The organism is Flavobacterium sp. KY-23415 (genome assembly GCF_055384985.1).
This window is the reverse complement of the sequence record NZ_AP044001.1, coordinates 660,931-682,796: the sequence shown is the minus strand read 5'-3', so window position 1 is coordinate 682,796 and position 21,866 is coordinate 660,931. Positions and strand designations below refer to the sequence as shown.

The following is a 21,866-nucleotide window of genomic DNA, read 5'->3' as shown; positions in this document are numbered from 1 at the left end:
TTATAGTCTAACATAAGTTACTAATTTGGGTTAAACATAAAGAATTCTAAAAGGAACAATATTTAATGCCCTTTTTTCAATCATAAGTTTTAAATCTTCACTAAGAAAGTGCCATTCTTCATCATTATAGATTTCTTTATATGAACGAGTAAGGCAAATATCGATAGTAGGTGTATAGCCAATATTGCTATCCAAACCTGTTTGTATTCCATTTTTAACCTCTATAGTTTCAATGGCATCGCCATAATGGTTTTTGCATAGAATAATAATATCTTGTCGAGTCACAACACGTTGACTAGAAATTAAATTTTCTCTGTAGGCATAAATTTTCTCAGAATTGGTAAGCTCATCTCTTCCTCCTTGTGTAGCAGAAATAAGTGTAATTGAGTCTTTCTCAAAATCTGCACCTTTAAAGACGTTGAGCTTACTAAACGTACTAATTTTATTGGCTTCCTCTCCGTTTGTTGTCCAATATTTAATAAAAAGAGTTCCTTTCTCTTTTGTTTTTTTAGTGTTCAAAACTAGATAAGGATTGTTGAGGTTTTGCATGCCAATTTGTGACATTTTAGATTTAAAACGCGCAATAATCTGATTAATTTCTTTTAAATTATTATCTGTAAAATCTTGCCCAAGCCTTGAAAAAGCAGCAGCCTCATCTCTAATTAAATCAATTAAATAATTAATTTCTTCAGCGGCATTACGTTCGTCAAAACGAGCTACACCACCAAAACGTAAATAAGCAAAATTTTCATCTTCTGGTTCAGCATTGTTCGAAATAACATCAAATTCCTTATTTCTGTCGTTCATTACAGAAAAAAGTTCTAGAAAATAATCATCATTTAATTTTAAAGGATAAATATCTAGGAACTCTTTAATGTTACCTTGAGTTTCATTTAGTTTTTTATTAATTACAGGGAAACAATTATTAGAACAAAAAAGGTTTGATAAAACATCTGGACCAATAACATTTGGGAAATCCAAACGCAACCAAAGTATATCTTTCTCTATTTTAATTTTTTCAAGATCTTTTTCAGAAAATAAAGTATCAAATTCTTTTGGAAAATTATAACTGTCTTTATCTATTGTTATTTTATCTTTAATAGTAATGAAGTTCTTCTTGTAGAAATCATTTGTGTGTTCTTCAATTTTTTGAATATGATAAATGTCGTGTTGCTTTAAATCATAAACTGTATTTTGAATGGCATCATCACAATTATAGCCTTCCTTTGCAGTTAACAATTGCTCATTCAAATACCATTTTGCCCGAGGTAAAAAATGGAAAAATTTAGAACGATCCTCAATGTTTTTAAGATAAAAATAAAACATTAAATCTTCAATGATTCCTTCTCCTTCATGTTTTAAAGCAATCCAAATGGTTCCATGGGGTGTCTTTTTTAAGTAATCTTTATTCGAAATAATTTCTTTAAACTGATCTTTTATGACCTGATGTACTCCATTGGGAAGAATTACATAAGAAATTTTGTTCCGATTTAATTTAACAGGAATAGTAGAACCAAAATGAAAGTTTTTAATAACACTTTCAACTGGATTGTATGGGTTAACTTGTTTTTTTTGATAAAAAAATTGATGATAATCATGTAAAGAAGTTTCATTCTCAACAGGATAAGCTTTCAAAATTCCTCGTGCTGGAGTTGCTTTTGCAGAAGCTGTTGGAGTTAAAATATCTACAAGTCTTTCGGTCATTCTTCTCCTACTTGAAAAAATTTCATTAGATATTTTTTCAAGTTCTTTTGCACAAACATCAAAAAGTAGGTTAACAATGGGATCAAATACATTCTCTAGTTCAACATCATTGTACCCCCATTTTTTGGCAGCACGCTTCAACATTCTATCTTTAATCTGATTTTTTGATAATGGGTTCATTTACGTCTCTTTTATTTAAATGAAAATGGAGCTAAATAGTAAGAACTTTTAAAATAATAGGGCTCATTGGTTTTCTTAATAACACCATAAACAGTAATGTCTAACCTCTTTTTTACTCGAATGTTTGTTTCATAACTCAATGTGTTTTCATTAACACCAAGTGTAACTTCTGTAACAGTTAACCTTTTTTCATACTGGTTTACCTTTTCATGAATAGATTCTTTAATCATATCCTTTAACTTATTTGGATTGGCTAATAAGTTAAAATCGGTATCCCAAATGATAGTCCCAAACTCCTCATCATATTTATACTCCCCAAAAATGGTAGAAATGATTACCGAAATAAATTGCGCTAACGACTCTTCAATAGTCACTTTAGTAGCGTCATCTCCGTTGCTTAATTTTTTGTAGTCGAAAGGTATTTTATAGTAGAGATCCTTCATTAGTGATAGTGAAATTTATTTCTTCTTCATTGTTCAAACTAACAGCAACTTTACTTCCTTTAACTACTTCGTTAGCAATTATCATCCTAGAAAGTGGTCTCTTTAGTTTGTTTCGAATAGTACCTTTAATTGGTCTAGCTCCATATTCTGGACTAAATCCAAGTAATGCAATTTTTTCTTTGTCTTCATCAGTAATTTCTAGTGTAATATCTAAATTTTCTAGTAACTGAATAAGTTCTTTTTTTAGGTGTATATCAAAAATTTTAGCAACACTCTTAACATTAATTGGAGCAAAAGGTATTATTTCGGTTAAGCGACCTAAAAATTCAGGACGGAAATAACCAGTCATTAGCTGTATTAAATCATTTGACTTAGGAATTATTTCTTTCTCAAATGATTTTACGATATAATCAGAACCAATATTGGAAGTAAATAAGACCACCGAGTTTGAAAAATCTCCTTCTTTACCCAAACGGTCATGCAGTTTACCTTCATCTAAAATTTGAAGAAAAACGTCAAAAACAGATTTGTGTGCTTTCTCAATTTCATCAAATAAAACAATAGAATAAGGCTTTTGCCTAATTTTGTTAACCAATAAACCACCTTCTTCATATCCTACATATCCAGGAGGTGCACCATATAATAAAGCAGCAGAGTGTTCTTCCTTAAACTCAGACATGTCTAGTCGAATAATAGCATTTTCATCACCAAAAAGAAAATCTGCAAGTGATTTTGCTAACTCGGTTTTTCCAGTACCAGTTGGTCCCAAGAAAAAGAAAGATCCAATGGGTTGACCAGGTTTGGTTAGCCCTGATCGCGATTCCATAATAGCATCAGCTACTACTTTAACAGCATGATCCTGGCCAATAACTCTCTTTTTTAAGGTCTTTTCAATATCTAATAGGCGTTCTCTTTCATCAGATTTTACTTTTCCAGCCGGAATTCCTGTAATATCAGATACAACTATAGATAAATGAGTGCCTAAAACGGTATTTTCTTGCTCCTCAAGCTTTTCAAGTTCTTGTAATAGATTAGCAATAAAATCAATTTTTTCTTCTGTAACTTCTATAGATTTGAATTGTATATTACTCTGATCTGTTTCATTCAATATTTTTCCAGTTTTTTGAAGAATATCTGTAAATAACCATTGAATTTTATCGTCTCTATCTTCGCTTTTTTCTTCTTTTTTTAAGACTTCAACTTGAAGTTTTAAATCTGGAATTTCTTTTTTGATAGTTTCTTTTGCAACTTTCAACGAAGACATGGTTCTATCGATTAAGTCTAATGCAGAATCAGGTAGTGATTTTTCTTTTAAATAGCGTTTTGCCAGTCGAATAGCTTCTTTTTGATTATCATCGTCTATAGTAAAGTTATGATGATCTTGATACGAATGAATAATACTAGTAATCATTCTAAAGGCAAGCTCTTCATTAGGTTCGTTAATTTCTAACGTTTCAAACCTTCTCGATAAAGCATCGTCTTTGGCTAATGTCTTTCTAAATTTCTCTTGCGTAGTTGCACCAATAAAAGTAATAATGCCTTTAGATAATTCAGATTTGATAATACTAGCAATTCCTGAACCTTGATTAGAGTCAAAAAGTTCATGAATATCATCTATGAAAAGTATAGGTTTTTCAAAATCTTTTAACTCATTAAAAATCTTTTGAAGTCGGTCTTCTACTTCTCCTTTATAGGAAGCACCTGCAAAAAGAGCACCAATATTGATCTCAAAAATCGATGCGTTATCAAAAGCATTTAAAATTGTTTTAGACGCTATTTTTTTACAGAAACCGTCAACTAAAGCCGTTTTTCCAACACCAGGCTCTCCTGTAATGATTACGTGAGGTTTTAGTTTTCTGTTTAATATTTCAGTTATAGTTTTTAATTCTTCGTCTCGACCTATTATTGCATGTGAGTCAGTCTTTGTAATGGTCTTCAACCGATTAAAACAATACTTGTCAATTGCATTAGAACTTTTTGAAGAAGTTGTAGCAGGATTTGATAAATTAATGGACGGATTTGCTACTTTTCCCCCAGTTTGATATAATTCTATAATACTTGCAGGACTAACAGGTAACGATTTTAATTGATCGTGTGAAAAACCAACACCAGGAGTTACTAATGCACTAAGAATACTAGCAAATTCCGAAGAAATACCCGATTTTTTTTCAATGCTTTCAGCTTCTTCTAATACTGTTATGGCACTAAAATCGGCTTCTGGAGAATCCGTGTGTTTATTTGCTTTTTGATATTCACTAATTCTAATGTCTGCCCATTCATCTAAATAGAATACATCTATACCCTTAGCGTCTAATTCTTTTAAAAAATCAAACTGTTGATTTAGAAGTGCTTTCAGTATGTGAGCAGCATAAAATTTAGAATTAAAATTTTCTTTTGCATATTGTTTAGCAATATGAATTATTTGAGATGTTATTTCAGACATTTTATTATTTATTCATTTTACTAACAATTTCACACATTTGAAGCTTGTTTGCTAAGTCTTTGTTTTCAGCTTGCAACTCTTTTAAATCATCTTTTAAGTCATCTACTTCTTTCTTAGAATCATTAATTAGAAATAACTTCTTCTTGGTGTTAACATATTCGCTAGTTGTAATAATGAAATTTTGATATAATGCAGGATTAACAATACTGTCATTAGGAATTTTTTCTTTCAATTCTACTAATTCATAGTTAATAGATTGAGAGATAAATTGAAAACTTTCTGGTGCTTTGTCTAAAGAATCGATTAGTTTGCCAATTTCCTCAATTTTTTCTGAAAACTCTTTGTTGAATGTAAATTGAGCATTCATCTTGTCATTCTCTCTTTTAAGAACTTCATTTTCTTTTAAAGGAAGTTTAAAGTTGAAGAAGATAGCTGTTATTAAAACACCAGTTGTAATAAAAAACATTACTAAAAATAACATGAACGCATTGAAACGTTCTTTCTTGTTTAAAATATCCATGATATATTTGTTTGTTTAAAAGTCAATTATTTGTTAATCTGCTAAAAATGTTGGAGAAGAAGGAGGAGTGTCTCTGTCGTCATTATCGTTTCCAAAAATACTACTCGATTTTCTATCGTTCTTTAAAATGTTTTCATTTACAAAAATTCCAGTATCGCGTTTTTTGCCGATATAATCCAATTGATTTAAAATAGAAAATAATTGATCTATTTTTAAGGCAAAATCTTTTACTTGTTGCACTACTGGCTCAATGTCATAGGCGTTAAATTTCACATTGATGGTGTCTGTAAAAAGACGTTCATAATCGCCACTAGAAATATCTGTCCATTCTGAAAAATAATTGAATAGCATTTCTTTACCATCACCCGAAAAATAATCAAAACTGTTTTTTAGTGTTCTGCTTAGTGTAACAATGTTGTCTAGAATTTCTATTGGTTTTAAAGTATAGTTTTGCCATTTGTTTTTTGTAATATATAGTTCCGCAAAGCGTAGTGCTTTGTCGCAAACTTCAAAAACCATATTGGCAATTACATTCTCATCTTCATTATTGGTTCTGAATTTAATTTTTCTATTAATTTGAATTGCATGGAATTCTAATTGCTTGAAGAATAAATCATAGGTTTCAAATAGATTTACTAAGCTTGGATGACTATTTGAGGTTAAACTTGGAGGAATATAACTAGTAACTACTTCATAGTTGTCTCCAGTAGATTTAAACTTCGCAATAGGAAATTGTAGTGCACCAATATTGTTTTGATTCACTTCGCTTTCTGCTACACATGTTAAAGTATATTTAGAAAGGGCATGAGGAAACCTTGGTGGTACCTCTTCCATGTTTTGTTCTCCAGAAGGAACTCTAGTGTAAGGATCAACATTAAGTAACAGGTAGTAGCTGCTTTCTTTGCTGTTCAAATCTTTTAATTCTAGTTTTTCAGAGAATTCACCTGTTAAGTCGGTTATTTCTATTCTGCCTCCAGCTGGAGTTATAGCTTTGAGCATTTTGATTGTAACACTCAATTCTTTGTGAGTATCAATTGAAATAGTATAGTTAAATGGTTTGCTCAAAAGTGTAGGTAAGAGTCCATAATTGAGCTCGTTCACCTCTAAGTTTCTTGCATCTCTAATTAAATCTTCAATATTGTCTTGTAGTTCAATGAAATGGTTTTTGTTAATTTTCATTCCATCAATCCAATTTACTGGAAAATGTTTGATATTTTCTGCCATAGTTTGTTTATATGCGTTGACAAATAATTGTTGCTCCGTCTATTATGTTGTTTGTATCTATTGCTAATTCTGGATCTATATATTCAGATGAGCTAAACCATTTCGGTTTTGTGTAAAAATACCAGCCATAAGGTTGGTTTTTCTCATCAACAAAGTTAATTTGACTATTAGGGTTTTTCTCATTATAATCATTAATGAAATAGTAGAATAAGCGTCCAAAATCGATTGCTCTTGGTGCTTTAACTTTGAAATTAATTATTTGATCATCATTTGCTCTTTTTTGAAAAACTAAATTAAGAATAATGATGTTCTTCATTTCCGAAACTTTTGGAGAAGGATATCGGTCATTCAACGGGTAAAACCATCTTTTATGTAGTTTAACAGGAATCGAAATTGCATACTCGAAAAGTTTAAAGCACAATGTTGGTAATAAGAAAAATAATAATGTTGTTAGTATATAAAAAACATAACTGCTTTCTCCAAAATATTTTGCAATTACTACTGCAAAAGCTGCAATGAAAACCATTGTGTTAATTGCAATAACAACTTCACCAATAAATTTTTCAAATTCAAATTTTTTAAAATAATCGTGAAAAAATTTTAAATGAAAAATTCCTGCAATAGCCATATATACTTGAAGAGAGATGAAACGCTGATTGAGTGTCGTTTCTTTCAGGTTATAAAGTATGATAAAAAAAATGGAAAAAACCAAAGATTGTATTAAAACATAAATGAAATACTTTTTCTTTGATTGTTTAAATTTTGGAATTTTTGTTCCAATTAATAGGGTGATTATGAGGCCAAATGAAAGAATTAATAACAAATATAATAATTCTTCACCTCCGTTAATTTGATTTAAATACTTTCTCATTTATAGTAAAGTTGATATTCCTAGTCTTGATTTATATTGTTTGTTGTCGTCCATTGAAAAAAGCTCATCTTCTTTGTTTAAAATAAGCTCAAAAGCATACTGGACATGAAAGGGTAAAAATAAATTAAAAAAATTATTTAAAAAAGAATCCATAACTTCATTTTTAAAGTAATAATTTAAACTTTCAGAGTTTTTTAATGGACCAATAGTAAAAATGTATTTTTTTAAATAAATCTCCTCGTTACTTTCTAATGTAGTGTTGATTCCCATAATAAAATCATTTGATTTTTCAACATTGTCAACAAGGCTTTCTAATTTTATGTTTTCTGTTTTGTATGTTATTTTTTCTTCTAAAATTTGTGTTAACGTCTTTACGATGCTGTCAATGCTTTGATTTGCATTGTCTTTTTGTTGCAGGATTGCATAGAACATCTTTACAACAAGTTCGTCTGGAATATTCTCCTTAAAAACAAGTATTGTTTTAATAATATCTACAATCCCATTAGCACTGAGGCTAGAAAAAAAATCTGCTTCTTTTTTTTCTATTGCATGTCTAAATCTGAAAAATTCATTCTCTAAAGGATTGAAAAAATTTCGAGCCTCTTTTTCTTCTCTCCTTCTAGCTTTGAACTCCGCAACCACGTCATTATTGTGATTGTTGTTTCTAAAGTTGTGAGAAATGCTTTCAGGTAGCACGTCATAAAAACCATCTCGACTTATTTCAATGTTTAGAAGTTCTTTATTAATAGAATCATTCGCAATATGCATTTTATCTTTACTGAACTTTCTATAGAAAAGTCCTTTTGAATTTAAAATGATATTAAAATCATCGATATTGTTTTCTAATAAAGATTCTAGAAGCAACTCAACTCTTAAGTCGAATGCGGTTAGTTTCTTTTGATTCGCTATGAAAGTGTGTTCTTCTGTCATTTTTCTACTGGAGTTTTTAATCTACCAGATACAACATAAAATTTTTTCCAATAGTCATTTTTTAAATCAGATATTGAAGCACCTCCTGTTAAATTGGCATTAAAGAATTTATTGTTTTTAAGGTAAATACCAACGTGAGTAATTATTCGTTCATCATTTATTCTAAAAAATACTAAGTCCCCTTCTTTGAGGTGCTTTGTAGATTTAAATAAATGAAATTTTTCATCAAGCCCCATTTGTTCAGCAGTTCTTGGAAGTGCACAATTATATACACTTCTAAATAAATGTTGCATTAATGCAGAACAGTCAATGCCTGCTTTGGTTTCTCCTCCATACACATACTTTGTTCCTTCCCATTCTTTGATGAAAGAGTAAAGTTTACCATTTAAAATCTCATTTTTGTCTACACCCAATTTTTTGGCAAAATACACTTTGTCATTTTCAGGAACCGGGTCGTAAACAACATAATTGCTGGTGTTTTCAGGAGTTTCGGGATTAATACTTTCGTCGTTATAAATATAGGTGTTCTTTTTAGAACCACAACTAATTAATAAAGACGCAAAGAAAAGAAAAGCAATCAGTCTCATTTTTAAAGTCTTATTTTTTAGTTTTAAACTAACTACAATAGTATGGGTTTTTATTAAAAAAAACAAGTATTTTTTTATAAAAAAAGCGTTAATACAAATGTTTAGCTGTTGTTTTTTTGACTTTTAAAAGATAGGAAGATAAATAAGTTGTTAACCTTAATTATGAAAAAGAAAATTCCTATTTTTGAAAAAGGAAACGTTATAAAATATTGAGTTTAAATTACAATAAATAAAACAAATAAATAAGTATGTTCGGTTTTGGGAAGCTAAAAGGATATTTTGATATAAAAGTTATAATCCTTTTTTTGTCAGTTTTTTTGCTATCAAGTTTTGTTATTATACTTAATATGAATAATGAAGTAGAATGCGATGTCAATGAATTTAATGTTCAAGCTACATCTTTTGAAGTTGGAGAGTTGATTATTTTCTCTGATGTCTCTAAAAAATCTCATTCTTGGAGATGGTATTTCGGCGATGAGTCACAAATTTTATTTAGGTCTAAAGTTGGGCATTCTTTTGAAAAGGAAGGAGAATATTTGGTTAAATTAATAATTAACAATGAATGTACAGTAGAAAAATTAGTAACTATATCTCCAAAGAAAAACGCAATTGATGATTCTAAAATGCCTGTTTTTAGAGTGGCAAGCCATGTTTTAGAAGGAGAAGTAATAGAGTTTGAAGATGAAACTGAAGGAGCACAATCTTGGGAATGGCGATTTGGAGAGAGTGGAAAAGTTGATTCTTTTGAAAAACAATGTTCTTATGTGTTCACTTCGCCTGGGGCAAAAAGAGTTTCTTTAATTGTTAATAATGACTATAAACATGTGTCTGTTAAGGAAGTTTTTGTGATCCCTAAAAAAGAAGTGAAGATAAAAGTAGAGAAACATAAGAGCAGTATTCCTTATAATCCCTTTCAAAATGTCCCAGACGCACCACCAGAAATAGAGAATGCTCCAGAAAAAGTTGTTAAAGGGCCTGAGATTGGAGGTACAGATGCAGGAAAATTAGAAAGTCTTTTGGAGTCTGTTGCAAAAGGAAAAACAAGCTATGAAAATTTTTTGAAGCATTTCTGTAAATATAATTTACCTATCGTTATTTATAAAGATGCAAAAACGAGTACTCTAAGAGAGTTTTTTAATGCAGTTAAGAAAAAAGGTGATAGGGTTAAAGATGTAACAGTACAAAAAGATGCTGAAGATTGTATTCGTGTGATAAACGTGGATAAAAAGCACAGACATTATTTTTAATTTTAAAAAGAAACAGTGCTAAGTAAATGAAGTGTATAGAAATGAATTTTGTATATAAGTAATGTATTAATTCAAAAATTTCCTATTTTTGCTTTCTTAAAAATAAAAATAAGATATCAAGTAGTAATTTAATAATGAAATTAAATTGCCTTTTGAATTTAAAAAAAATAGAATGAAAACAATCCAATTTAGAGAAGCAATTTGTGAAGCGATGAGCGAAGAGATGCGTCGTGATGAATCTATTTATTTAATAGGTGAAGAAGTTGCAGAATACAACGGGGCTTATAAAGCATCTAAAGGTATGTTAGATGAATTTGGTGCAAAAAGAGTTATAGATGCTCCAATTGCAGAGTTAGGATTTGCAGGTATTGCTGTTGGCTCGGCAATGAATGGAAATCGTCCTATTGTTGAGTTTATGACTTTTAACTTCTCTTTAGTAGGTATCGATCAGATAATTAATAACGCTGCAAAAATGCGTCAAATGTCGGGTGGTCAATTCAATATTCCTATTGTTTTTCGTGGGCCAACAGCTTCGGCAGGACAGCTAGCTGCAACGCATTCCCAAGCTTTTGAAAGCTGGTATGCTAATTGCCCAGGTTTAAAAGTGGTGGTGCCATCAAATGTATATGATGCAAAAGGACTTTTGAAATCAGCAATTCGTGACAATGATCCTGTTATTTTCATGGAATCTGAGCAAATGTATGGTGATAAAGGAGATGTGCCAGAAGGAGAATATACTTTGCCATTAGGTGTTGCAGATGTTAAAAGAGAAGGTACAGATGTGACTATTGTTTCTTTTGGTAAAATTTTAAAAGAAGCGTTTTTAGCAGCAGATGAATTAGCAAAAGAAGGAATATCTTGTGAAATTATCGACTTAAGAACGGTTAGGCCATTAGATTATGATACAGTTTTAACTTCAGTTAAAAAAACGAATAGATTAGTAGTATTAGAAGAAGCTTGGCCTTTTGCTAGTGTTGCTTCTGAGATTGCATATATGGTTCAAGAAAAGGCATTCGATTACTTAGATGCGCCAATTCAAAGAATTACTACAGCAGACACGCCAGCTCCATATTCGCCAGCATTGTTGAAAGAATGGTTGCCAAATGCAAATGATGTGATTAAGGCTGTAAAGAAAGTTGCATATAAATAAAAAGAAACTTACTATATTTGAAACTTCATCACCCAATTGATGAAGTTTTTTTTGCTTTATTGAATAATTAAGATATGTGTACAAAAAAAATTGTCTTTTTGTTTTTCTTTTTCTCATTTTTAGGAATTGCACAAACAAAAGTAGGTGGAAAGGTTGTAGATGAGTATAATGAGCCTATACCATTTGCAAACGTAATTTTTAAAGATTCGAAAGAGGGGGTGATTACAGATGAAAATGGTGACTTCTATTTTGAATCATTGAATAACTATACCCATATTGTTGTCTCATTTATTGGGTTTGAAAAAAAGGAAGTGCCATTGAAGTCAGGGTTGAATTCGAATCTTAAGATTGTGTTAAAAGAAGGAACTCAATTAAAGGAAGTGGTTATCTATTCTGGAAAAACCTCTAAAAAAGACAATCCAGCTCTGGTAATTCTTAGAAAAATTTGGGAAAGAAAAAGGAAAAACGGACTAAGAATGTTTGACCAGTACCAATATGATAAGTATGAGAAAGTTGAGTTCGATATGAATACAATCGACTCTGCTTTTATCAATAGTAAGATTTTTAAAGGTATGGAGTTTGTCTTTGATAATATGGACACCTCTAAGATTACAGGAAAATCATTTTTGCCTATTTTTATTAATGAAGGATTAAGTGAGGTCTATGGAGATAATGTGTCTAAAAAAGAAAAAGAAATTTTAAAGGCCACTAAGAATTCTGGATTCGGAGATGGAGATGGAGTGAATACTTTTATAAAAGATTTATATGCAGAATATGATGTTTATGATAACTATTTAAAATTTTTCGATAAAAACTTTGTGAGCCCACTGTCTAGAACAGGTATTAATGTATATAACTATGTGTTGAGTGATAGTATGTATATTGATAATAAGTGGTGTTATAATATTGTTTATTACCCAAGACGAAAAAATGAACTGACTTTTAAAGGTGATTTTTGGGTTAATGATACCACTTTTGCAATAAAGAAAATCAATCTAGAGGCAAGCAAAAGTGCAAATATAAACTGGGTTAAGGAAATATATATTGAGCAAGAATTTGATGTGCTAAACGATTCTGTTTTTTTGTTGAAGAGAGACTATATGATGTCTGATTTTAGTTTTTCTAAAAAAGAAGAATCTAAAGGAGTATATGGAAAGCGAACAACAATTTTTAAAAATCATAAATTTAATATTCCTAAAGACGATAAATTTTATAGGGAAGAGGTTAATTTCTATGATAATTCTGTTTTTAATAAAACAGATGAGTTTTGGAACGAAAATAGGTTTGAGAGTCTGAATAATAACGAACTCGGAATCTATAAGATGTTAGACACTTTACAAACGGTGCCTAAATTCAAGCGAATTTATAATATGGCAACCATATTAGGAAGTGGGTATATTCAAATAGGGAATTTTGACTACGGACCTATTTTTTCAACCTTTGGATTTAATGATGTCGAAGGAACTCGTGTTAGGATTGGAGGTAGGACTTATTATGGTCCAAATGATAGATGGAGAATACAAGGATACACTGCTTATGGTTTTAAAGATGACAAGGTGAAGTATGGAATCTCAGGAAGGTGGATGGTGAATCCAAAGAATAGGTTGATTTTGTCTGTTGGAAATAGAAGAGATGTAGAGCAAATAGGTGTGAGTCTCACGACTTCAAATGATGTGTTGGGTAGGAGTTTTGCGTCTTCTGCGTTGTTTGCAGGAGGAGTAAATAATCAATTAACAAATATTAGCTTAACTACTCTGGGTGCGGAAATTGAGTTCATGAAAAATTTCACCTTTCAAACAAATCTTTCTTATAGGACATTAAAATCGGCTTCGCCAGATTTCAGTTTGGATTATTATGAAGATTTGTCGCAAACTAAGATAAAAAGTGAAGTAAAGCAATCAGAAGTTAATTTGCAGTTGGAGTATCGACCTAATAGAAAGACGGTGGGTTATGGTGTAGATAGATTAGAGGTAGATAATAATTACGCTCGTTTGTTCCTTAGTTATAGTCAAGGGTTAAAAGGGGTTTTAAATAGTGATTTTGATTATCAAAAACTTCAGTTTTATTATAGACAGCCTGTCTTGGTTGGTGGATTTGGTAGGTTGTTTACGACCTTTGAGACGGGTAAAATATTTGGAACAGTGCCACTTGGTTTAATGGGAATTGTGCCTGGGAATCAATCGTATTTTATAATTGAAAACACATATAATCTTTTAGATTATTATGATTTTGTAGCAGATGAATATGCTTCTCTTCATTTTGAGCATCATTTTAACGGAAGATTGTTTTCTAGAATTCCATTGTTAAGAAAATTAAATCTTAGAGAAATTATTGGTGTTAAAGGTGTTTATGGAAGAGTTTCGGAAAATAATATAAAAATTAACGCTTCTGGGTTAACCTATATTGCACCAGATGATTTGTATTGGGAATATCATGCAGGTGTCGGGAATATATTTAAGGTGTTGAGAATTGATTTTGCTTGGAGGGGAAGCTACTTAGATATGCCTAATGCTAGAAAATTTGGAGTTAGAGCTTCATTTGGTTTTTATTTCTAATATATGGATAAGGCAATTGAGTATTTGGTTTCTCATGATGTGATCATGAAAAATATTTTAGATCAATATGGAGAGCCTTATATTCCAAGTAGGCCTGAAGGTTTTCAAACTTTAGCTAAATTGATTTTAGAACAGCAGGTGTCTTTAGCTTCAGCGAAAGCTTGTTATCTAAAGTTAGAGGCTTATTTGAAAGAAATAACTCCTGAAACAATTTTAAATGCATCAGAAGAGGAACTGAGAAATAATGCAGTAAGTAAACAAAAAGTAACTTACTTAAAAGCGCTTGCAAATACCGTTCTTGAAGGTGATATTAATCTAAGTACTTTTGCTGGTAAAACATCTGAGGAAATTAGAAAAGAATTAATCAAAATTAAAGGAATTGGTAATTGGACTATAGATGTTTATTTAATGTTTTCTCTCCATAAACAAGATGTGCTTCCTCTGGGTGATATTGCTATTAAAAATACCATTAAAGAATTATACAACTGTCAAACAGATGAGCAAATTCTTAAGGTTTCTGAGAAATGGAAACCCTATAGAACGATGGCTTCGTTTTTCTTATGGCATTATTATTTAGAAAAAAGGAACAGAAAACCTTTGGTATATTAAAAAAAGGTTACTTCTTCTTTAAATAGCGAATGTTTCATTATCTTTGCACTCCTTTATAAAAATATAATAAAAAATGACAGCAGATAAAGTTACTACATTTGATGTACTTATTGAGATTCCAAAAGGAAGTAGAAACAAATATGAATATGATTTTGATTTAAAAAAAATCCGATACGATAGAATGTTGTTTTCATCTATGATGTACCCAGCAGATTACGGATTTATACCTGAAACTCTTGCGCTTGATGGAGATCCACTAGATGTTTTGGTTTTGGTTACCGAGCCAACTTTTCCAGGTTGTGTGATGGAAGTTAAGCCAATTGGTGTTTTTCACATGGCAGACGATAAAGGACCAGACGAAAAAGTTATTTGTGTACCAGTTTCAGATCCAATTTGGAATAAATTGAATGACTTATCAGATATGAATTCACATTTGTTAAAAGAAATTGAGCATTTCTTCCAAGTTTATAAGGATTTAGAGAACAAACAAGTTGATGTTGAAGGTTGGGGAGATATAAATGAAGCAAAAGATATTTATATCAAGTGTAAGCAACGTTTTGATCAGTTAGAAAACAAACCAGAAGGATTATTTAGTATTAAGTAATTTTTAATAGAATTCATAAAAAAGGCAATATTAATTAGGAATATTGCCTTTTTTGTTTATTTTTGTTAAGGATGATTATTAATTTTTAACAAAAAAACAACTGAAAATTTTATGGATTCAATAATGATTTATGTGCCAATTGTTATGGCAATTATTGGGCTTCTTTTTATGATGTATAAAAGAGCCTGGGTTTTAAAACAAAATGCAGGAGATGGTAAAATGAAAGAAATTTCAGATTACATTTATGAAGGGGCATTGGCTTTTTTAAAAGCGGAATACAGACTATTAACTTTTTTTGTTATTGGAGCTAGTATTGTTCTGGCAGGAATAACATTTATTCCTGGTGTACAAACGCATTTGTTGATTGTTATAGCTTTTATATGTGGAGCGATTTTCTCGGCATGGGCTGGGAATATGGGAATGAAAATTGCAACAAAAACAAATGTAAGAACCACACAAGCAGCACGCTCAAGTTTGCCAGAAGCGCTTAAAGTTTCTTTTAGTGGAGGAACGGTGATGGGACTTGGTGTGGCTGGGTTGGCAGTTTTAGGCTTGACGGCATTTTTTATTCTCTTTTTTAGAATCTTTATGAACGGAGAATGGACTTCAACAAACGATATGACGGTAGTGCTGGAAACTTTAGCAGGTTTCTCTCTTGGAGCAGAATCTATTGCTCTATTTGCTCGTGTTGGAGGTGGTATTTATACAAAAGCTGCAGACGTGGGAGCTGATTTAGTTGGAAAGGTTGAAGCAGGAATCCCAGAAGACGATCCTCGAAATCCAGCAACTATTGCAGATAATGTTGGAGACAATGTTGGAGATGTTGCAGGAATGGGAGCCGATTTGTTTGGTTCTTATGTGGCAACGGTTCTAGCTGCAATGGTTTTAGGTAATTATGTGATTAAAGATATGGGTGGGGCTATTGACGATGCATTTGGAGGAATTGGTCCAATTTTATTACCAATGACAATAGCTGGTTTTGGAATTTTATTTTCTATTATTGGTACGCTATTGGTGAAAATTACCTCAGATAGTGCAAAAGAAAAACAAGTACAATCAGCATTAAATATAGGAAATTGGGTTTCTATTGCATTAACAGCCATTGCCTGTTTTGTATTAGTAAAATACATGTTGCCAGAAACAATGAAAATGGAATTTTTTGGAGAAGGTTTGCAAGATATTTCATCAATGCGAGTTTTTTATGCATCATTAATCGGTTTGTTTGTGGGTGGAGCAATTTCATCAGTAACAGAATATTATACAGGATTGGGAACTAAACCGGTATTGGCTATTGTTCAAAAATCATCAACTGGAGCTGGAACAAATGTTATTGCAGGTTTAGCAACAGGAATGATTTCTACTTTTCCAACAATTATATTGTTTGCAGTAGCAATTTGGTCAACCTATGCGTTGGCAGGGTTCTACGGTGTTGCCTTGGCGGCTTCTGCAATGATGGCAACAACCGCAATGCAATTGGCGATAGATGCTTTTGGTCCAATTGCAGATAACGCAGGTGGAATTGCAGAAATGAGTGAACTACCCAAAGAAGTGCGCACACGTACCGATATTTTAGATTCTGTAGGGAATACGACAGCGGCAACAGGTAAAGGATTTGCAATCGCTTCTGCGGCATTAACATCTTTGGCTCTTTTTGCAGCCTATGTTACTTTTACAGATATAGACGGAATAAATATTTTTAAAGCTCCTGTATTAGCAATGTTATTTGTTGGAGGAATGATTCCAGTTGTGTTTTCTGCATTAGCAATGAATTCGGTTGGGAAAGCTGCTATGGACATGGTTTATGAAGTGCGTCGTCAGTTTAAAGAGATTCCAGGAATAATGGAAGGAAAAGCAAAACCGGAATATGGTAAATGTGTTGAAATTTCTACTAAAGCAGCTTTAAGAGAAATGATGCTTCCAGGTATTTTAACAATTGGTTTTCCAATTCTGATTGTTATTGTTGGAAAGTTAGTATATTCAGATAATAATCAATTGGTAGCAGAAATGTTAGGAGGATATATGGCAGGAGTAACTGTTTCGGGTGTTTTATGGGCTGTTTTTCAAAATAACGCTGGTGGTGCATGGGACAATGCTAAAAAATCATTTGAGGCAGGTGTAGAGATTAATGGAGAAATGACATATAAAGGCTCAGATGCACACAAAGCGGCTGTAACAGGAGATACTGTTGGAGATCCTTTTAAAGACACTTCAGGGCCTTCTATGAATATTTTAATTAAACTGACTTGCTTAATAGGTTTAGTGATTGCTCCAATATTAGGAGGGCATTCCACACCAACATCTGCATCTTGTTGCCATAAACACGGTGAAGTAGTAGTGTGTCATTCTAAAGATATTTCAGAATGTGAAAAAAAAGGATGTATAAATCCTAATTGTAAAGTTTTGCAAGGAGGTGAAGCCGTTCATGTGCATGGTCCAAATTGCAATCATGGTTTTGAAAAGAAAATAGTAGATATTAGTATTGATAAAAAGAAAGGCGACGATGGAGTTGTGAAAGCTACTGTTGTTATTAAATCGATTATTGATGGGAAAGAAGTAGTCGAAGAAAAGATTTTTGAAGGAAATGATTTGGAAGTAGATGCTAAAATAGCAGCACTGAGAGAATAATTTTTGAATAAAGAATAGAAATATCGGCTAAAATGCCAGTAAAGGCAATTTGGTCGATATTTTTTTTAAAAATATTTTTAGGTCTAATATTCTCATTTTTAATTGTTTGATTTTTTAATTGAAAAAAAGTTTAATTTTTTTTTAATTTTCTTTTTGAAACTAAAAAAAAGCTTCTATATTTGCACTCGCAATACGGAAGTAAAGCGAATGATACTGGAGAAATGGCAGAGTGGTCGAATGCGGCAGTCTTGAAAACTGTTGACTGTAACAGGTCCGGGGGTTCGAATCCCTCTTTCTCCGCCACTTTTCAAAATAAAACCCTGTAAATCAATTTATTACAGGGTTTTTTATTTTATAGTTGCCGTTATAGTTGCCTCTTTTGGTTAAAAAAGTTATTATTTATCCTCTAACATCATTTAATTTTTTCTTTTCGATTGAAATCCATTCTGTAGTTTCAATTAAGTTATCATAATGCAATATTTGTATATTATTAATGCCTTTTCTTTTTAAACGATATGTTTTTTCGTTAAAATGCTTTCTTTGACCTGCAATTACAAGATAGTGTATTCTAGTTTTATCTAATTCATAAAATTCTGAAGGTAAATTTATATTTGGATTTTGATACTTTTTAAAAACAGTTTTTAAATTTTGAAAATTTGCATCAATCCACTCATCCCAATCTTCAATCTGTTTAATTCCTTTTCTGAAGGAATTCCCTAAACTACCATCGGCAAGGGTTATTTCTTTGTTTGGGTGTTCAAACTCTATAAAGACAAATTCGTAACCAGATGAATTTTTCCCAACTAATAAATAATCTACTATATAGTTTGGAGGTAATTCAAATTCCTTGAATAAATAAGCATCGTGATGACCAAAGTTGTATTTAAAGAAGATTGAATCAAGTATAAAATAATATTCATTTTTATTAATAAAATTTAAAATTGCTCTCTCATCAGTTTCAACTGATTTTATCAAATTAATAAAATCATTCAAACCTTTATCTAGGGTTTCATTGCTAGTATCATAACCAGAATGTAAATAATTATTTGGAAAATAAGATTTATAATTATAAGCAGATTTAGGAAGCATTTTATGAAAAATGTTTAGTTGGTCAACACTTATTCCTTTTTTCTTCAAATCTGCAATATAATTTTCTGCTTTTTCAATTTGATTTAATTCATCCTCACTTAAAATTCTATAATCTTTTTTAAACAGCATACTCTTATTTAATTAAATTTTAATTCTATTCTTTGAAAATTATTCTCATAAAACGCTTTTCTAATTTTATACATTTTACGATAACTTTCTATACCTCCATATTCCAAATTGCCATTTAACGCACCTTCTTTTTCAATTTTAGAAACGTAAATATTTGCAATTGGAATTACAAACTTAAATAATTTCAAATAATGGGCTTTTAGGTTTTTGCTTTCTATTTCAAGTATGTGAAAGACCTTTTCAATTTCATTTTTTGGAAATTTAAAATAACCTATTGGAAATAAATGTATTGTTAAAGCATCTTTATATTTAATTTTATTGTTTTCTTCAATTTTATCAATCTCGATTAATTCATTCCTCATTTTATCAACCTCATCTTTTAAAATCCTTACCTCTTTTCTTTTATTAACCATATAATTTACAAAAGTTCCACCAGTTTTGATAAAATCAATTTTAACTTTTAACTCTGGATTGTAACACTTTTCAATATATGTATCTAATTTCAAGATTGTTTCTTCAATCTTATTAATATCTTCAATATTTTGATATGCTTCTAGTAAAACTGATAAAGAATATATTTGATTGTGAGCGTGACCAATCTCTAAAAAATAATCATACGTTCTCAAAATAGAAATAATAATATCGTCTAATGTTTCTTTACCTATTCCTTCTGGAAAATTTATTTTATAAAGTGCATCAAATTGAATTAAAAATTTATTATGAGTTAATCCACAATTATAAAGTATAAAATCGGAATCGGAATTTTGAATCTCTAGTAAAACACTTCTAAACTCTTTATTCAATTCCGTAAAATTTAGATGCAAATATTCAAAATTTGAAATTGCAAGTATAAAAGGGGTTTGACAAATTAATTTTTCAGCTTTATAATTTAATAAACTAATTTTTGCAAGATGTTTAATTCGGTAATGAATACTTTCATTATTTAAAAAATCATTGATTTTATTTTCAAAAGTTAGTGATTGAAAATTTTCGGATGAGTACATTTCAACTTTAAAGGTTTCAATTTCATTTAATTCTATGTAATGCTTTAAACTTGAATTATTTGAGGCTTTTTGAATCTCTTTTAAATATTCATCCTCTTTAATTAAACCAAATAACAAACTCAATTCTGCATGATAATATATTAAGTAATCATTAATATCTTTTGATAAAGTACTGCTGTTTAATTTGGCTTTTCTAAAGTGTTCCAACGATTGTAAATAACCTCCAGAATAAAGAAGTGACAAACCTATTATAAAGTTGTATAATGCCGATTTTGAAGACCCTGTTGAGGTTTTATTATGCAATTCAAGTATTTCATTCCATTTGCAATTATCATTCAAGAAAAGACCGTATTTATTTATAAAATTTTCTATTTCCTCATCGGAATCTAAATTACCATTGTAATCAATTATTATTTTACTATCACTTTCTAAATTATTAATGTTTTCAGCAAGTTTAGAGTGAATTTGTCTTATTAAGTTCCCTTCTTTTAGTGTAGTTTCAAAAATCTCATTAATTGTATCTAAACTTAATTGTTTAGTAAATCTTATTGAGTGATTATTTTGATTTTGCCAATTTGGGTCTTTTTTATTTAATTCAAAAATTATAGTTTTTAAATTTTCAAAAAAGAATTTATCTTCATTTACTATATAAAATCCATAATATGCTGTTTGACCATTATTTAAAAGATATTCAATATTTGAAGTTTCAATTGATTTGCTGTAACTACCATCATTATTAGAATTTGTATTTTCTGAACTTTTTAATTGAAAATTTAATCCAAAACCAATTTTAATTCCATCGTTTTTTAATTCAATGCGAAAATCTACACCGTTATCAATAGGTTCTTCTTTTAAAATGAAGTTTTTTTCATCAAAAAAAAGTCTAAATTTATTTTTAGAGATTGTTTCTAATTGCTCATTTCTTGAATCTTTTGGTAGTTTTATTTCATTAATATTATGTTTCATTTGCTCTATATGTAAAAATTATAACCACAGTTAGTTTCAATTAACCTCATCAATTCTATTTTTTTTAAATCTCTATTTTCAACTATTGGGTAAAATGTTTGAATCCTCAAAAACTCATTTTTAATATTACCTTTTAAATAGATAGTAGTCTTCTTAAACCACATAGCATATTTAATATCATTTAAGGTAAAAAAAATGTATTGCTTATTAAATTGTTTTTCATCAATATTGCTTTTATAACATTCAATTATTTTACCTAAAACCGTTGGTATATTTTTAAAATTTACATCTTGGTCAAAATGGTATGATTTATTTTGATGCTTTTTGATGCCTTCAGCAAAATGCCTAAAAAGTATGTGTACATAAGAATAAGCATCTATAATTATCTTTTCATTATTTATTATATATTCCAATTGTTTGAAATTATTTTCTTGAAAAAATTCTTTGACTGTAAGATAAATGTACTTACTATGTAGAGTTAATGATTTTTTTAAATAATTCATATAATTGCTACCTAAAGAATTTCTTTTGGAAAAACTTTTTAAATCCTTTAATTGCTCATTAGTTTCTTTGGAAATAAAATTTATTAATTCATTTCCATTTTGCTTATTTTCAATTTTATTATTCCAATCAATATACTCTTTATTTAAAAAATCAACATCCTCTCTTTTTTGATATATACTTATAATACCATTTGCATCATAAATATCTTTATTACCATTCAAATCATTAAAGTAAATAATATATAGATGCCTAAACATATAATTTTTACAAAAAGCAACATCTTTTAAATTATAACTCAATTCATTTTTTTCATCTCTCAAAAGTTTAATAACACCACAAATAAACTGTTCCTCTGCTAAACTTATATCTTTATTAGAGAATGATTTATTCAATAAGTTTTGAACTACCTCTTTGTAGTGGTTTTTATCAATTTCTTTATCTGAAAAACTCAATACCTCTCTCGAATACCTTACATCCATCTC

The 21,866-nt window shown here is 30.1% G+C and carries 17 protein-coding genes and 1 tRNA gene; 7 read left to right on the top strand and 11 right to left on the bottom strand.

From position 1 onward, the window contains the following. Positions 1 to 30 precede the first annotated feature (30 nt). The 8 genes from ACZ49Z_RS03345 to ACZ49Z_RS03310 are packed head-to-tail and all read right to left on the bottom strand — an operon-like array spanning position 31 to position 8,902. On the bottom strand, positions 31 to 1,884 hold the full coding sequence (locus ACZ49Z_RS03345; RefSeq protein WP_464306780.1) for a hypothetical protein: 1,854 nt from the start codon (positions 1,882 to 1,884) through the stop codon (positions 31 to 33). An 11-nt stretch (positions 1,885 to 1,895) separates the two neighbouring features. Then, complete coding sequence (locus ACZ49Z_RS03340; protein WP_464306779.1) at positions 1,896 to 2,327, bottom strand: GPW/gp25 family protein; 432 nt, start codon at positions 2,325 to 2,327, stop codon at positions 1,896 to 1,898. Beyond that, a complete protein-coding gene (locus tag ACZ49Z_RS03335; protein WP_464306778.1) occupies positions 2,308 to 4,770 on the bottom strand; it encodes an AAA family ATPase in 2,463 nt (820 codons plus the stop codon). The genes ACZ49Z_RS03340 and ACZ49Z_RS03335 overlap by 20 nt, the downstream gene beginning before the upstream one ends. Before the next feature lie 4 nt (positions 4,771 to 4,774). After that, entirely contained in the window at positions 4,775 to 5,290 is a 516-nt protein-coding gene (gene tssO, locus ACZ49Z_RS03330) for a type VI secretion system TssO (RefSeq protein ID WP_464306777.1), read from the bottom strand. A gap of 33 nt (positions 5,291 to 5,323) precedes the next feature. Continuing rightward, positions 5,324 to 6,514 carry a hypothetical protein gene (locus ACZ49Z_RS03325; RefSeq protein ID WP_464306776.1) on the bottom strand — a complete coding sequence of 397 codons (1,191 nt, stop codon included), beginning with the start codon at positions 6,512 to 6,514 and terminating at the stop codon, positions 5,324 to 5,326. A gap of 7 nt (positions 6,515 to 6,521) precedes the next feature. Next, positions 6,522 to 7,385 carry a TssN family type VI secretion system protein gene (locus ACZ49Z_RS03320; protein ID WP_464306775.1) on the bottom strand — a complete coding sequence of 288 codons (864 nt, stop codon included), beginning with the start codon at positions 7,383 to 7,385 and terminating at the stop codon, positions 6,522 to 6,524. Next, positions 7,386 to 8,315 carry a hypothetical protein gene (locus ACZ49Z_RS03315; protein ID WP_464306774.1) on the bottom strand — a complete coding sequence of 310 codons (930 nt, stop codon included), beginning with the start codon at positions 8,313 to 8,315 and terminating at the stop codon, positions 7,386 to 7,388. It abuts the gene before it with no gap. Continuing rightward, complete coding sequence (locus ACZ49Z_RS03310; RefSeq protein WP_464306773.1) at positions 8,312 to 8,902, bottom strand: C40 family peptidase; 591 nt, start codon at positions 8,900 to 8,902, stop codon at positions 8,312 to 8,314. The genes ACZ49Z_RS03315 and ACZ49Z_RS03310 overlap by 4 nt, the downstream gene beginning before the upstream one ends. Positions 8,903 to 9,249: 347 nt before the next feature. Here ACZ49Z_RS03310 and ACZ49Z_RS03305 point away from each other — a divergent pair, with 347 nt between their 5' ends. From ACZ49Z_RS03305 to ACZ49Z_RS03275, 7 genes are all read left to right on the top strand, one after another. Continuing rightward, positions 9,250 to 10,149, top strand: coding sequence for a PKD domain-containing protein (locus tag ACZ49Z_RS03305; RefSeq protein ID WP_464306772.1), 900 nt, complete (start codon positions 9,250 to 9,252; stop codon positions 10,147 to 10,149). A gap of 172 nt (positions 10,150 to 10,321) precedes the next feature. Beyond that, on the top strand, positions 10,322 to 11,299 hold the full coding sequence (locus ACZ49Z_RS03300) for a pyruvate dehydrogenase complex E1 component subunit beta (RefSeq protein ID WP_464306771.1): 978 nt from the start codon (positions 10,322 to 10,324) through the stop codon (positions 11,297 to 11,299). A 74-nt stretch (positions 11,300 to 11,373) separates the two neighbouring features. Next, the gene (locus ACZ49Z_RS03295) at positions 11,374 to 13,854 is read left to right on the top strand and encodes a DUF5686 and carboxypeptidase-like regulatory domain-containing protein (RefSeq protein ID WP_464306770.1); all 2,481 of its coding nucleotides are present in this window, start codon (positions 11,374 to 11,376) and stop codon (positions 13,852 to 13,854) included. Positions 13,855 to 13,857: 3 nt separating this feature from the next. Continuing rightward, positions 13,858 to 14,463 carry a DNA-3-methyladenine glycosylase family protein gene (locus ACZ49Z_RS03290; protein WP_464306769.1) on the top strand — a complete coding sequence of 202 codons (606 nt, stop codon included), beginning with the start codon at positions 13,858 to 13,860 and terminating at the stop codon, positions 14,461 to 14,463. Between the two features lie 73 nt (positions 14,464 to 14,536). Continuing rightward, entirely contained in the window at positions 14,537 to 15,067 is a 531-nt protein-coding gene (locus ACZ49Z_RS03285) for an inorganic diphosphatase (protein WP_464306768.1), read from the top strand. A gap of 111 nt (positions 15,068 to 15,178) precedes the next feature. After that, the gene (locus ACZ49Z_RS03280; RefSeq protein ID WP_464306767.1) at positions 15,179 to 17,692 is read left to right on the top strand and encodes a sodium-translocating pyrophosphatase; all 2,514 of its coding nucleotides are present in this window, start codon (positions 15,179 to 15,181) and stop codon (positions 17,690 to 17,692) included. A gap of 215 nt (positions 17,693 to 17,907) precedes the next feature. Beyond that, positions 17,908 to 17,995 (top strand) — tRNA-Ser (locus ACZ49Z_RS03275). Positions 17,996 to 18,091: 96 nt separating this feature from the next. Here ACZ49Z_RS03275 and ACZ49Z_RS03270 read toward each other — a convergent pair. Genes ACZ49Z_RS03270 through ACZ49Z_RS03260 form a run of 3 tightly spaced genes read right to left on the bottom strand, consistent with a single transcriptional unit; the run spans position 18,092 to position 21,863 of the window. Next, a complete protein-coding gene (locus ACZ49Z_RS03270; RefSeq protein ID WP_464306766.1) occupies positions 18,092 to 18,910 on the bottom strand; it encodes a Shedu immune nuclease family protein in 819 nt (272 codons plus the stop codon). A gap of 8 nt (positions 18,911 to 18,918) precedes the next feature. Then, positions 18,919 to 20,880 carry a DUF4365 domain-containing protein gene (locus tag ACZ49Z_RS03265; RefSeq protein ID WP_464306765.1) on the bottom strand — a complete coding sequence of 654 codons (1,962 nt, stop codon included), beginning with the start codon at positions 20,878 to 20,880 and terminating at the stop codon, positions 18,919 to 18,921. Between the two features lie 5 nt (positions 20,881 to 20,885). Continuing rightward, positions 20,886 to 21,863 carry a hypothetical protein gene (locus ACZ49Z_RS03260; protein WP_464306764.1) on the bottom strand — a complete coding sequence of 326 codons (978 nt, stop codon included), beginning with the start codon at positions 21,861 to 21,863 and terminating at the stop codon, positions 20,886 to 20,888. Between the last annotated feature and the right edge of the window lie 3 nt (positions 21,864 to 21,866).

Excerpts from the sequence above, each read along its gene's own strand:
- ACZ49Z_RS03270 (WP_464306766.1), bottom strand. The coding sequence starts at position 18,910 with ATGCTGTTTAAAAAAGATTATAGAATTTTAAGTGAGGATGAATTAAAT.
- ACZ49Z_RS03340 (WP_464306779.1), bottom strand. The coding sequence starts at position 2,327 with ATGAAGGATCTCTACTATAAAATACCTTTCGACTACAAAAAATTAAGC.
- ACZ49Z_RS03305 (WP_464306772.1), top strand. The coding sequence starts at position 9,250 with ATGAATAATGAAGTAGAATGCGATGTCAATGAATTTAATGTTCAAGCT.
- ACZ49Z_RS03295 (WP_464306770.1), top strand. The coding sequence starts at position 11,374 with ATGTGTACAAAAAAAATTGTCTTTTTGTTTTTCTTTTTCTCATTTTTA.
- ACZ49Z_RS03335 (WP_464306778.1), bottom strand. The coding sequence starts at position 4,770 with ATGTCTGAAATAACATCTCAAATAATTCATATTGCTAAACAATATGCA.
- ACZ49Z_RS03345 (WP_464306780.1), bottom strand. The coding sequence starts at position 1,884 with ATGAACCCATTATCAAAAAATCAGATTAAAGATAGAATGTTGAAGCGT.
- ACZ49Z_RS03265 (WP_464306765.1), bottom strand. The coding sequence starts at position 20,880 with ATGAAACATAATATTAATGAAATAAAACTACCAAAAGATTCAAGAAAT.
- ACZ49Z_RS03310 (WP_464306773.1), bottom strand. The coding sequence starts at position 8,902 with ATGAGACTGATTGCTTTTCTTTTCTTTGCGTCTTTATTAATTAGTTGT.
- tssO (WP_464306777.1), bottom strand. The coding sequence starts at position 5,290 with ATGGATATTTTAAACAAGAAAGAACGTTTCAATGCGTTCATGTTATTT.
- ACZ49Z_RS03320 (WP_464306775.1), bottom strand. The coding sequence starts at position 7,385 with ATGAGAAAGTATTTAAATCAAATTAACGGAGGTGAAGAATTATTATAT.
- ACZ49Z_RS03300 (WP_464306771.1), top strand. The coding sequence starts at position 10,322 with ATGAAAACAATCCAATTTAGAGAAGCAATTTGTGAAGCGATGAGCGAA.
- ACZ49Z_RS03315 (WP_464306774.1), bottom strand. The coding sequence starts at position 8,315 with ATGACAGAAGAACACACTTTCATAGCGAATCAAAAGAAACTAACCGCA.
- ACZ49Z_RS03280 (WP_464306767.1), top strand. The coding sequence starts at position 15,179 with ATGGATTCAATAATGATTTATGTGCCAATTGTTATGGCAATTATTGGG.
- ACZ49Z_RS03285 (WP_464306768.1), top strand. The coding sequence starts at position 14,537 with ATGACAGCAGATAAAGTTACTACATTTGATGTACTTATTGAGATTCCA.
- ACZ49Z_RS03290 (WP_464306769.1), top strand. The coding sequence starts at position 13,858 with ATGGATAAGGCAATTGAGTATTTGGTTTCTCATGATGTGATCATGAAA.
- ACZ49Z_RS03325 (WP_464306776.1), bottom strand. The coding sequence starts at position 6,514 with ATGGCAGAAAATATCAAACATTTTCCAGTAAATTGGATTGATGGAATG.
- ACZ49Z_RS03260 (WP_464306764.1), bottom strand. The coding sequence starts at position 21,863 with ATGGATGTAAGGTATTCGAGAGAGGTATTGAGTTTTTCAGATAAAGAA.